We start from the raw sequence: 10324 nt of genomic DNA, 5'->3' as shown, positions 1-10324 counted from the left end.
ACGGGGCGGTGGTGTCTGCCCGCAGCGGCTGGCGCGTCCGCGCCAGTACCTCTCCAAGTCACCCATTTCGCGCCAGACCGAGGACGGACACCACCGCCCCGGCCCCGACTCACCCACCCACCGTGGGCGCTACACAAGCCCCCACCGGAGCCGCGGTGGCGCCGCAGGCATGGCCACGCGAACCCCCACCACACCCGCACCGCCCCCCGCTTGGGCCCCCGCCCAGGGATTCGCTAGGGTCTCGGGGCATGGCTGACACCCACAACCCGCAGGGCAACCACGACCCCGCCGGCAGCACCCAGATGTTCCGCGCGTTCGTCGACGAGGCCCCCCAGGCCCGCCAGTCCGGCGCATCCGGTGGCGGCCCCCGCATCGGGCTCATCCTCGGCGTCATCGTCGCCGTAGCCGTCGTCGCTGCCGTCGCCTGGCTCGCGTTGAAGTAGTCCCCCTCAGACAACACGGCGGCCGCCGTTGCGCCCCTCAAGGCACCCCGGCGGCCACAACACCGCGTCAGTCGGAGATCAGACCCTCCCGCAGCTGCGCCAACGTCCGCGTCAGCAGCCGCGAGACATGCATCTGCGAGATGCCGACCTCCTCCCCGATCTGCGACTGCGTCATGTTCGCGAAGAACCGCAGCATGATGATCCGCCGCTCCCGCGGCGGCAGCTTCGCCAGCAGCGGCTTCAGCGACTCCCGGTACTCGACACCCTCCAGCGCCGTGTCCTCGTACCCCAGCCGGTCCGCCAGCGAGCCCTCCCCGCCGTCGTCCTCCGGCGCCGGCGAGTCCAGCGACGACGCCGTGTACGCGTTGCCGACCGCGAGCCCGTCGACGACGTCCTCCTCGGACACGCCCAGCACAGCCGCCAGTTCCGTCACCGTCGGCGACCGGTCCAGCTTCTGCGACAGCTCGTCGCTCGCCTTCGTCAGCGCCAGCCGCAGCTCCTGCAGCCGCCGAGGCACCCGCACCGACCACGACGTGTCCCGGAAGAACCGCTTGATCTCCCCGACCACCGTCGGCATCGCGAACGTCGGGAACTCCACGCCCCGTTCGCAGTCGAACCGGTCGATCGCCTTGATCAGCCCGATCGTGCCGACCTGGACGATGTCCTCCATCGGCTCGTTGCGCGAGCGGAACCGCGCCGCCGCGTAGCGCACGAGCGGCAGATTGAGCTCGATCAGCGTGTCCCGGACGTACGCCCGCTCCGGGCTGTCCTCGTCGAGCGCGGCGAGCCGCAGGAACAGGGAGCGGGACAGGGTGCGGGTGTCGAGAGCCGACGCGGCCGGAAGCTCCGGAGCAGGCTCGGCGTCGAGCGCCGCGCCTTCGTCGACAGGCGGGACGAGAGGCGGAACGACGGTCGGGACGGGGCCGAGTGCGTCGAGAGCATCGGGAGCTGTCTCGCTCTCCGCGAGCGTGAGCACCTTCGAGCTGCCCTGGTCTGCGGACATGCCACCCCCTTTGGGTCGCGGGACGGTCGCGGCGAACGCTCCCGTCTGAGGAACGCAGCCTTCACCTGAATACCGGCGCCGAAGCCCCGGCAAACGCGCTTCCCGCAGAATGTCACATGTCGGCAACGCGCTGTAGTGACATGTCGACATCTGAGATACGAATCAGCCCTGGAAACAAGGGGTCTGACGGTGTTTCGGCCCAGAACCGCACACAACGCCACTGGTGAGGGATTCGCCCGCCCCGGCGATAGAGCGAACGTCTGTCCGCCGACGGACGAGCCTCGTGCCGAGCCTACGCGTCGATCCGGTTCGCGGACCGCAGCCGCTGGAAACTACGCGCCAGCAGCCGCGACACATGCATCTGCGAGACCCCGAGTTCCGCACTGATCTGCGACTGCGTGAGATTGCTGTAGTACCGCAGCAGCAGGATCCGCTGCTCCCGCTCGGGCAGCTGCACCAGCAGATGCCGTACGAGATCGCGGTGCTCCACGCCGTCCAGCGCCGGGTCCTCGTAGCCGAGCCGGTCCAGCAGCCCCGGCAGCCCGTCCCCCTCCTGCGCGGCCTCCAGCGAGGTGGCGTGGTACGACCGTCCCGCCTCGATGCAGGACAGCACCTCCTCCTCGCTGATGCGCAGCCGCTCGGCGATCTCCGCGGTGGACGGCGTCCGCCCGAACGCGGTGGTGAGGTCCTCCGTCGCGCTGTTGACCTGCACCCACAGCTCGTGCAGCCGGCGCGGTACGTGCACGGTGCGCACGTTGTCGCGGAAGTACCGCTTGATCTCGCCGACCACTGTCGGCATCGCGAACGTGGGGAACTGCACGCCCCGCTCCGGGTCGAAGCGGTCGATGGCGTTGATGAGCCCGATGGTGCCGACCTGGACCACGTCCTCCATCGGCTCGTTGCGCGAGCGGAACCGCGCGGCGGCGTAGCGCACCAGCGGGAGATTGGCCTCGATGAGCGCCGCGCGTACGCGGGTGTGCTCCGGCGTGCCCGGCTCGAGGTCCTTGAGCTGGGCGAAGAGGACCTGGGTCAGCGCCCGTGTGTCGGCGCCCCGGCGCTTGGCCGGGACGGGCGCGGGCGCGGTTGCGGTCGCAGTCGCGGTCGCGGTCGCGGGCACCTCGTCCTGGGGCGGCGCAGTACTGGCCGACACGGTCAACGCCACCTCTTATCCGTCAACTCATCCGTCAAAAGCGGTCATAGCATCACAAGACAGGCTAACCGTGTGCAAGCACCGCATATTTCGTGTTGAGCGCGAACAGGTGCATAAGGCACACGAAAGCCCCCCGCCGTGACGGCGGGGGGCCGGAAGACCTCGGGGAACGGGGCGGACCCGAACGCTCAGAACTCGTAGTCGGCGATCACCCACGTGGCGAACTCCCGCCACTGCCCGACCCCCGCCTGATGCTCCGGGTGCTCCACATACCGCCGCAGCGCCTCCGCGTCGTCGAACGCCGAGTTGATGGCGAAGTCGTAGGCGATGGGCCGGTCGCTGATGTTCCAGGCGCACTCCCAGAAGCGGATCTCCGGGATCTTGCCCTCCAGCGAGCGGAAGGCCTCGACACCCTTCACGACCCGCGGGTCGTCCCGCTCGACGCCCTCGTTCAGCTTGAACAGCACCAGGTGGCGGATCATCACTTTCCTCCGTTGGCCAGCCAGGTCATGAAGTCACCGATGGCCTTCGCGGCCTCCGAAACGCCCTCGAACCCTATCTGGACGTAGTCGGCCGCCTTCTCCGGGTCCGTGATGATCACGTACAGCACGAACACCGCGACGACGTACACGGCGACCTTCTTAGAGTTCACCGCCATCGCGGCCCTCCCCTGTCACGGTTGTCACGGTGATGCGCAGACGTCACGCGCCGAGCGGGCCCCATGATCGCACGAAGGGCCCCGTCCGACGACGAGGCCCTTCACAAGCGGTAGCGGAGGGATTTGAACCCTCGGTGACTTGCGCCACACTCGCTTTCGAGGCGAGCTCCTTCGGCCGCTCGGACACGCTACCGAGGGAGACCTTACAGCACAGTGCGGCATGGTCTGAAATCGATATGCGGGGCGCCCGCGGAGGTCACCGGCCGCGGAAGAACTCCGTCAGCGGGCGGGCGCACTCCTCGGCGAGGACGCCCTCGATCACCTCGGGGCGATGGTTCAGGCGCCGGTCGCGGACGACGTCCCACAGGGAGCCGACCGCGCCCGCCTTCTCGTCCCGGGCGCCGTAGACGACCCGGTCCACCCGGGCCTGCTGGATCGCGCCCGCGCACATCGTGCAGGGCTCCAGCGTCACCACCAGGGTGCAGCCGGCCAGCCGCCACTCGCCGAGCTTCGCGGCGGCCCGCCGCAGCGCGAGCACCTCGGCGTGTGCCGTGGGGTCGCCGCCGGCCTCGCGCTCGTTGTGAGCGGAGGCCAGCACGGTGCTGCCGTCCGGGCCCAGCACCACCGCGCCCACGGGCACGTCCCCGCCGCGGACGGCCAGTTCGGCCTCCTCCAGGGCGAGCCGCATCGCGGGCCGCCAGGGATCGCGTACCGGATCCGGCGGTCCTGGTGTGTTGTGCATGGTCAGCGGACGGTCTCCAGGACCTCCGAGGCACCGAGGGCCTCGGCGATCGTGTTGACGGCGTCTTCGGTCAGGGAACGCAGCTCCTTCTCGCTCACGCCCAGGTCGTCCAGGACCTGAGCGTCACCGACCGGCCCGTGCGGCACGGCGCCGGCGGCACCGGTGTCCGTCGCGCCGTCGGGGTCGGCGGCGTCGGTGTCGTTGTCGGGTTCACCGTCCTCCGTGCCGTCGAGGTCGAGGGCGTCCAGGTCGGCGCCGTCGTCCCCGGGTTCACGGCCGAGCAGCTCGTCGGTGAGCAGGATCTCTCCGTAGCTGCTGCGGGCGGCGGCCGCCGCGTCGGAGACGTAGATACGAGGGTCCTCCTCGCCGTCCACGCGGACGACGCCGAACCAGCCCTCCTCCTGCTCGATCAGCACGAGCACCGTGTCCTCGTCGGGAGAGGCTTCCCGGGCCAGGTCGGCCAGATCCGACAGGGTCTCCACGTCGTCGAGCTCTGTGTCGCTCGCTTCCCACCCGTCTTCGGTGCGCGCGAGCAGTGCGGCGAAGTACACCGTGACTCTCCCACTGGTCATAGGCGTGCCGGTTGGGGATCCCCCCGGCGGAGGTTGCGGGCGGGAAGTGCTCTGCCGAGCCCCACCCACTCGGAATCGTGGCAGAAACAAGGCCCCTGAGGGACGTCTTCGGCTCCCTGTGTCCGGCGGTTCTGATCGCATGGTGCGTCGGATGTCGCGTCGCATGGTGCGTCGTCTGTCGCCGAGCGGGTCCGTGCGGGACCCACCGGCGCACTCGTTGTCGCCACATGCGGATCGTACGCGGCTTTCGCCGCCCGTCCCCGCAGGGCCACTTCGGCAAACGCCCGTGTGGGCCGGGAACTTCCCGGGTTCCGGGCGCTGTGCGCGCCGCGACGGGCCGGGGTGTCCGGGGGCTTCCTACCAGCGGAAGGTCCGCATGCGCATGGCGTGCCGCAGCCGGGCGGCCTTGGCGCGGCGCGGCTGGACACGGTCGCGCAGGGCGCGGGCCTCGGCGAGTTCCCGCAGGAACCGGGCGCGCCGCCGGCGGCGTTCCGCGTCCGTCTCGGACTCGCCGGGCGCGCCGGGAGTGTCCCGGTCGCGCGGGGCGTCCGGGCCGCGGAGCGTCCCGCGTGTCGACGGATCGTCTCGGAAATCCTGCTCAGGCATCGGCTCACCACCCCAGTCCGTCCCTCCCACCTTCCCCCCGACGGGCGGTTTGACGCCAGCGAACGGGTGAGAAGCGGGCCGGGGGGCTTGCCCGTGCGCGGGGACGCCGGTGCCGTGCCGCCCGGCTACTGTTGGGGGCATGCGTCTCCACGTCGTCGACCACCCCCTGGTCGCCCACAAGCTCACCACGCTGCGCGACCAGCGCACCGACTCCGCGACCTTCCGCCGTCTCGCCGACGAGCTGGTCACCCTGCTCGCCTACGAGGCCACGCGCGACGTGCGCACCGAGCAGGTCGACATCCAGACGCCGGTGGAGCGGACCACGGGCGTGAAGCTCTCCCACCCGCGCCCGCTGGTGGTGCCGATCCTGCGGGCCGGGCTCGGCATGCTGGACGGCATGGTCCGGCTGCTGCCGACCGCCGAGGTGGGTTTCCTCGGCATGATCCGCAACGAGGAGACGCTGCAGGCCTCGACGTACGCCACCCGGATGCCGGAGGACCTCTCCGGCCGTCAGGTGTACGTGCTCGACCCGATGCTCGCGACCGGCGGCACGCTGGTCGCGGCGATCCAGGAGCTGATCAAGCGCGGCGCGGACGATGTGACCGCCGTGGTGCTGCTGGCCGCGCCGGAGGGCGTCGAGGTCATGGAGCGCGAGCTGGCCGGCACCCCGGTGACGGTCGTGACCGCCGCGGTCGACCAGCGGCTGAACGAGCACGGCTACATCGTGCCGGGCCTCGGCGACGCGGGGGACCGGATGTACGGGTCGGCGGAGTAGGACCCGGCGCTTCTCAGCGCCGCCGCGCGCTCAGCACCCCTTCTTCGCGGTGGGCGCCGGTGAGGGCGTGGCCAGGGCGGCCAGGGCCTTGTCGGCGTCCGCCTTCTTCGTCAGTGCCCGGAAGCCGTCGCCGATGATCAGGTCGACCTCGGTGCCCTTGCGGGCGGCGTCGGTGCGGCGCTCGGCGCCGGTGAGCTGGGTGCCGAGCACCGGCAGCGAGGTGTTGAGCGCGGAGGTGGGTCCGAGGAGCACACCGGTGCCCTTGACCTTCTTGTCGTACTGCTTGGTCGCGTTGCCGACCTCGCCGATGGTGAAGCCGCGCTTCTTCAGCTCGTCGGCGGTCTTCTTCGCCAGGCCGCTGCGGGTCGTGGCGTTGAGGACGTTGACCTTGATGGTGCCGGGCTCGGGGAGGGCCTTCGCGCGGGGCGAGGGGCTTGCCTTCGCGGCGCAGGCGGCCTTGGTGCCGGCCGCGCTCGCGGGGTTGCCGCCGCCGGTGAAGACCTCGATCAGCTGGAGCGTGCCCCAGCCGGCCACACCGAGCACCGCGGCGCCGGCGACGGTGAGGACGACGAGCCTGCCGCGCCGCCGGGGCCGGCGCATCCGCGGGTACTTGTCACCCGTGATCCGGTACTGGCCGCCCATGCCGGGGGGAGTCAGCATGCTCATGAGCGCAGCGTAGTGCGCTCAGGCGACTCTGCCTACTAGATGATCATTCGACTGGGTCAGTCCGACCCGAAAGGGTCACACCAGGGCGCCAGAGGGCGGAGCGGATCAGTCCAGTTCGAGCACGCGTGCGTGCAGCACCTGGCGCTGCTGGAGCGCCGCGCGCACCGCGCGGTGCAGACCGTCCTCCAGGTACAGGTCGCCCTGCCACTTCACGACGTGCGCGAAGAGGTCGCCGTAGAAGGTCGAGTCCTCGGCGAGGAGCGTCTCGAGGTCGAGCTGCTGCTTGGTCGTCACGAGCTGATCGAGGCGGACCGGGCGCGGCGCGACGTCCGCCCACTGCCGGGTGCTCTCCCGGCCGTGGTCGGGGTACGGCCGGCCGTTTCCGATGCGCTTGAAGATCACACGGAAAGCCTACCGGTCCAGACGTTCCGGGCGCAGCCATGGCGACGCAGTGCGACGCTGAAAAAGACACCCGAAAGCCGGATGAAACGGGAACAGGGGCCCGAGATGAGCGAGCGCAAAACGATTCCGCCGGCCACCGCTCCCGAGGCGCCCGCCGGCGCGCCCGCGCTCCCCGAGGAGGCCCTGCGGATCGCCGCCGGTTACGCCTTCGCCGGGCCCGCGCTCGACCTGGGCGCCCTCGTCTGGGGCGGGGAGTGCAGGGCGGACGCGCAGATCAGGGTGCCGCTGTCGATGCTCAACCGGCACGGGCTCGTCGCGGGCGCCACCGGCACCGGCAAGACCAAGACGCTTCAGCTGATCGCCGAGCAGCTGTCCGCGCAGGGCGTGCCGGTGTTCCTCGCGGACATCAAGGGCGACCTGTCCGGGATCTCCGCGCCGGGCGAGCCGGGTCCGCGTGTCGAGGCACGCGCGAGTGAGGTGCAGCAGCGGTGGTCGGCGACCGGGTTCCCCGCCGAGTTCTACGCCCTCGGCGGCATCGGGCGGGGCATCCCCGTGCGGGCCACGGTCACCAGTTTCGGGCCACTGCTGCTGTCCAAGGTGCTGGAGCTCAACCAGACCCAGGAGCAGTCGCTCCAGCTGATCTTCCACTACGCCGACACCAAGGGCCTGGAGCTGATCGACCTCAAGGACCTCAGGGCCGTCGTCGCCTTTCTGACCTCGGACGAGGGCAAGCAGGAGCTGAGATCCATCGGCGGTCTGTCCACGGCGACGGCCGGGGTGATCCTGCGTTCCCTCACCGCCTTCGAGGCGCAGGGGGCCTCCGGGTTCTTCGGGGAGCCGGAGTTCGACACGGCGGAGCTGCTGCGGACGACCGAGGACGGGCGCGGGGTCGTCTCCGTGCTGGAGCTGGCCGCCGTGCAGGACCGGCCGACGCTGTTCTCCACGTTCCTGATGTGGCTGCTCGCGGATCTCTTCCACGATCTTCCCGAGGTCGGTGACATCGACCGGCCGAAGCTCGTCTTCTTCCTCGACGAGGCGCATCTGCTGTTCGACGACGCCTCGAAGGCCTTCCTCGACTCGATCGCGCAGACCGTGCGGCTGATTCGCTCGAAAGGGGTCGGCGTGTTCTTCGTGACGCAGACCCCGAAGGACGTACCGGCCGAGGTCCTCGCCCAGCTCGGCAACCGGGTGCAGCATGCGCTGCGCGCGTTCACGCCGGACGACCAGAAGGCGCTCAAGGCCACGGTGAAGACGTTCCCCGACTCCCCGTACGACCTGGAGGAGGTCCTCACCGGCCTCGGCATCGGGGAGGCCGCGGTGACCGTGCTCAGCGAGCGGGGCGCGCCGACACCGGTCGCCGTGACCCGGCTGCGGGCGCCGGAGTCCCTGATGGGGCCGGTGCCGGAGGCGGAGCTGGAGCGGGCGGTCCGGGCGTCGGCGGCGTACGACCGTTATGCACAGGCTGTGGACAGAGAGTCGGCGTACGAACGCCTGGCCGAGCGGGAGGGCGGGGCGAAGGGGCCCGATGAGGTGAGAAGGGCTGGCGGGGCCAAGGGGCCTGACGAGGTGCGAGGGGTCGGCGGGGCCAAAGGGCCTGACGAGGTGCGGGGGGTCGGCGGGGCCAAGGGGCCGGATGAGGTGCGGGAGGCGGCGAAGGGGGGTGGCGGGCGGCGTGCGGAGCGGGACTCGCTCGTCGAACAGGTCGCGGGGAGCCGGGTGTTCACGTCCCTGGCACGCTCGCTGGGCACGCAGATCGGCCGTGAGATCTCCCGCAGCCTCTTCGGCACGGCGCGCCGCAGGAGGCGGTAGCGGCGGCTCGCTCGCGCTCGTGCTCGACATGGCGGGGCCTGGCTCCTGAATCGAGGCATGCCCGGACCAGCCGGCCTTCGTGCGGCGGAGGGAGCGACATGGCCTGCCTCCGCCGCCTCGGCTTCGTCAGTCACGGCTCCGTTCGTGGGCCGGGTGTGGGTGCTTGGACGTGTCCGGCTTCTTGGGGGCGGGCTTCGGGCGGTCGGTCCTCGGGGGCAGGTGTGTGCCGTTGCGGGCGGCCTCGGCGCGCAGCAGGGCGCGCATGACGGCGTACGGGTCCCTCAGCATGACGTGGTCTCCTGTTCCGTTCGTTTCCGGTCGGTCTCTGTGCGGGCTGGTGGACGGGCGGTGCCCGGTGACCTCAGCAGCGCAGGACCACGGAGCGCAGGACGTCCGGCGGGCGCACGAGGTGTGCCGCGGCCGGCAGGAGGACGGGGGACAGGGCCCGGTGCGGGTGGGCCGCGACCGGGGGAGGCGTGGGGCGCAGGGCGGTGACGGGATGCCGGGTGGTGGCGCGGGCCGCCGGCCGCGGCGCGGTGTCCTGGAGGTCGTGCTCGACGGTCGCGTCCGCGCCCCCGGCCCAGCCGACGCTGATCGCGTCCGCGGGGTCCGCCGGGGCCGTCTGGAGGTGCGCACCCGGCAGGAGCAGGGCGAGCAGCAGCACCAGCGCCCGGAGCAGCCGTGCGCGGCGGCTTCCCCCGGCGGCTATGCCGTTCATCCGACCGGGGCCGGGATCCGCCCGCGCGGCCCGTGCCCGCCGCGGATACGCAGGGCGGTGACGACCTCGACGGCGCCGACCGCGACGAGCCAGCAGCCGCCGACGAGCGTGAGGACGGCGACCGACTCGAACGGCGAGTCGATCAGGACGATGCCGGCGACGACGGTGAGGACGCCGAGGAAGATCTGCCAGCCGCGGGCCGGCATCTGGGGGTCGTGGATCGCGGCGAGGGTGTGGGTGAGGCCGCGGAACAGCCAGCCGATGCCGATCCACAGGGCGAGCAGCAGGATCGACTGCATGGGGCCGCGGAAGCAGAGCAGTCCCAGCAGGATCGACAGGGCACCGCTGATGAACGCGAGGACACGCAGTGAGGTGGTGCGGTGGGTGCCGAAGGCGGAGACGAGCTGGAGGACGCCGCTGAACAGCAGGTACAGCCCGAACAGCACCCCGGCGGCGAGCAGCGAGGCGCCCGGCCACACCAGGACGAGGACGCCGAGGACGAGTGAGGCGACGCCGGTGAGCAGGACGGCCTGCCAGGCGGTGCGTGACAGCAGGCCCAGGGGGACTTCGACGGGCGGATCGGCCGGGTGGACGCCCGGGGTGGCTCCGTAGGGGTCCTCGTCGTCCGCCGGGTCCTCGTCGTCCGCCGGGCTTCCGTCGTCCACGGGCGGGTGTTCGCGGGGGCCTTGGGGGCCGTGCGGGTCCGTCGGGGCCTTCTCGTGCGGGTCGTGGGGATCGGGCGGGGCGGGTGAGCCGGGGGTGCCAGGGGGGCCTGGGGGG

General features: G+C 71.5%; 15 protein-coding genes and 1 tRNA gene. 3 read left to right on the top strand and 13 right to left on the bottom strand.

Going from position 1 to position 10324, the window contains the following annotated elements; all coding sequences use genetic code 11:
• The first annotated feature begins 248 nt into the window (after window positions 1-248).
• Window positions 249-443 (top strand): hypothetical protein, encoded by a 195-nt coding sequence (locus N4P33_RS27305; RefSeq protein ID WP_260829454.1) that lies wholly within the window; start codon window positions 249-251, stop codon window positions 441-443.
• A gap of 67 nt (window positions 444-510) precedes the next feature.
• Here the strand turns inward: N4P33_RS27305 and N4P33_RS27300 are convergent, their stop codons facing one another.
• The 8 genes from N4P33_RS27300 to N4P33_RS27265 all read right to left on the bottom strand — a co-directional run bounded on the left by N4P33_RS27300 (window position 511) and on the right by N4P33_RS27265 (window position 5174).
• Window positions 511-1446, bottom strand: a complete 936-nt coding sequence (locus N4P33_RS27300; protein ID WP_260829453.1) for an RNA polymerase sigma factor SigF — start codon at window positions 1444-1446, stop codon at window positions 511-513.
• 292 nt (window positions 1447-1738) lie between these two features.
• A complete protein-coding gene (locus tag N4P33_RS27295) occupies window positions 1739-2602 on the bottom strand; it encodes an RNA polymerase sigma factor SigF (RefSeq protein ID WP_260829458.1) in 864 nt (287 codons plus the stop codon).
• A gap of 182 nt (window positions 2603-2784) precedes the next feature.
• On the bottom strand, window positions 2785-3078 hold the full coding sequence (locus tag N4P33_RS27290) for a Dabb family protein (protein WP_260829452.1): 294 nt from the start codon (window positions 3076-3078) through the stop codon (window positions 2785-2787).
• Complete coding sequence (locus tag N4P33_RS27285; protein ID WP_260829451.1) at window positions 3078-3254, bottom strand: hypothetical protein; 177 nt, start codon at window positions 3252-3254, stop codon at window positions 3078-3080. Before N4P33_RS27285 ends, N4P33_RS27290 begins: the two co-directional genes overlap by 1 nt.
• A gap of 108 nt (window positions 3255-3362) precedes the next feature.
• Window positions 3363-3447 (bottom strand) — tRNA-Ser (locus tag N4P33_RS27280).
• 63 nt (window positions 3448-3510) lie between these two features.
• On the bottom strand, window positions 3511-3996 hold the full coding sequence (gene tadA, locus N4P33_RS27275) for a tRNA adenosine(34) deaminase TadA (protein WP_260829450.1): 486 nt from the start codon (window positions 3994-3996) through the stop codon (window positions 3511-3513).
• A 2-nt stretch (window positions 3997-3998) separates the two neighbouring features.
• On the bottom strand, window positions 3999-4547 hold the full coding sequence (locus tag N4P33_RS27270; protein ID WP_260829457.1) for a hypothetical protein: 549 nt from the start codon (window positions 4545-4547) through the stop codon (window positions 3999-4001).
• A 378-nt stretch (window positions 4548-4925) separates the two neighbouring features.
• On the bottom strand, window positions 4926-5174 hold the full coding sequence (locus N4P33_RS27265) for a hypothetical protein (RefSeq protein ID WP_260829449.1): 249 nt from the start codon (window positions 5172-5174) through the stop codon (window positions 4926-4928).
• A 139-nt stretch (window positions 5175-5313) separates the two neighbouring features.
• Here N4P33_RS27265 and upp point away from each other — a divergent pair, with 139 nt between their 5' ends.
• Complete coding sequence (gene upp, locus N4P33_RS27260; RefSeq protein ID WP_260829448.1) at window positions 5314-5949, top strand: uracil phosphoribosyltransferase; 636 nt, start codon at window positions 5314-5316, stop codon at window positions 5947-5949.
• Between the two features lie 30 nt (window positions 5950-5979).
• Here upp and N4P33_RS27255 read toward each other — a convergent pair whose 3' ends face one another.
• Window positions 5980-6591: a LytR C-terminal domain-containing protein gene (locus N4P33_RS27255; RefSeq protein WP_260829456.1), complete on the bottom strand. Its 612-nt coding sequence runs from the start codon at window positions 6589-6591 to the stop codon at window positions 5980-5982.
• A gap of 129 nt (window positions 6592-6720) precedes the next feature.
• On the bottom strand, window positions 6721-7017 hold the full coding sequence (locus N4P33_RS27250; protein ID WP_004943146.1) for a type II toxin-antitoxin system VapB family antitoxin: 297 nt from the start codon (window positions 7015-7017) through the stop codon (window positions 6721-6723).
• Window positions 7018-7122: 105 nt separating this feature from the next.
• Between N4P33_RS27250 and N4P33_RS27245 the strand changes: the two genes are divergently transcribed.
• Window positions 7123-8826 carry a DUF853 domain-containing protein gene (locus N4P33_RS27245; RefSeq protein WP_260829447.1) on the top strand — a complete coding sequence of 568 codons (1704 nt, stop codon included), beginning with the start codon at window positions 7123-7125 and terminating at the stop codon, window positions 8824-8826.
• Window positions 8827-8952: 126 nt separating this feature from the next.
• Here N4P33_RS27245 and N4P33_RS27240 read toward each other — a convergent pair whose 3' ends face one another.
• From N4P33_RS27240 to N4P33_RS27230, 3 genes are all read right to left on the bottom strand, one after another.
• Window positions 8953-9114 carry a hypothetical protein gene (locus tag N4P33_RS27240; protein ID WP_260829446.1) on the bottom strand — a complete coding sequence of 54 codons (162 nt, stop codon included), beginning with the start codon at window positions 9112-9114 and terminating at the stop codon, window positions 8953-8955.
• Window positions 9115-9187: 73 nt separating this feature from the next.
• The gene (locus N4P33_RS27235) at window positions 9188-9544 is read right to left on the bottom strand and encodes a hypothetical protein (protein WP_260829445.1); all 357 of its coding nucleotides are present in this window, start codon (window positions 9542-9544) and stop codon (window positions 9188-9190) included.
• Window positions 9541-10209: an HdeD family acid-resistance protein gene (locus N4P33_RS27230; RefSeq protein WP_260829455.1), complete on the bottom strand. Its 669-nt coding sequence runs from the start codon at window positions 10207-10209 to the stop codon at window positions 9541-9543. The genes N4P33_RS27235 and N4P33_RS27230 overlap by 4 nt, the downstream gene beginning before the upstream one ends.
• Between the last annotated feature and the right edge of the window lie 115 nt (window positions 10210-10324).

This window comes from Streptomyces sp. 15-116A (assembly GCF_025290915.1).
Lineage (GTDB): Bacteria > Actinomycetota > Actinomycetes > Streptomycetales > Streptomycetaceae > Streptomyces.
The sequence above is the reverse complement of the archived record's forward strand: the minus strand, read 5'-3'. Positions and strand labels throughout refer to the sequence as shown.

Coding starts and splice junctions, on each gene's coding strand:
- N4P33_RS27305 (WP_260829454.1), top strand. CDS start 249: ATGGCTGACACCCACAACCCGCAGGGCAACCACGACCCCGCCGGCAGC.
- N4P33_RS27300 (WP_260829453.1), bottom strand. CDS start 1,446: ATGTCCGCAGACCAGGGCAGCTCGAAGGTGCTCACGCTCGCGGAGAGC.
- N4P33_RS27290 (WP_260829452.1), bottom strand. CDS start 3,078: ATGATCCGCCACCTGGTGCTGTTCAAGCTGAACGAGGGCGTCGAGCGG.
- N4P33_RS27285 (WP_260829451.1), bottom strand. CDS start 3,254: ATGGCGGTGAACTCTAAGAAGGTCGCCGTGTACGTCGTCGCGGTGTTC.
- tadA (WP_260829450.1), bottom strand. CDS start 3,996: ATGCACAACACACCAGGACCGCCGGATCCGGTACGCGATCCCTGGCGG.
- N4P33_RS27265 (WP_260829449.1), bottom strand. CDS start 5,174: ATGCCTGAGCAGGATTTCCGAGACGATCCGTCGACACGCGGGACGCTC.
- upp (WP_260829448.1), top strand. CDS start 5,314: ATGCGTCTCCACGTCGTCGACCACCCCCTGGTCGCCCACAAGCTCACC.
- N4P33_RS27255 (WP_260829456.1), bottom strand. CDS start 6,591: ATGGGCGGCCAGTACCGGATCACGGGTGACAAGTACCCGCGGATGCGC.
- N4P33_RS27245 (WP_260829447.1), top strand. CDS start 7,123: ATGAGCGAGCGCAAAACGATTCCGCCGGCCACCGCTCCCGAGGCGCCC.
- N4P33_RS27240 (WP_260829446.1), bottom strand. CDS start 9,114: ATGCTGAGGGACCCGTACGCCGTCATGCGCGCCCTGCTGCGCGCCGAG.
- N4P33_RS27235 (WP_260829445.1), bottom strand. CDS start 9,544: ATGAACGGCATAGCCGCCGGGGGAAGCCGCCGCGCACGGCTGCTCCGG.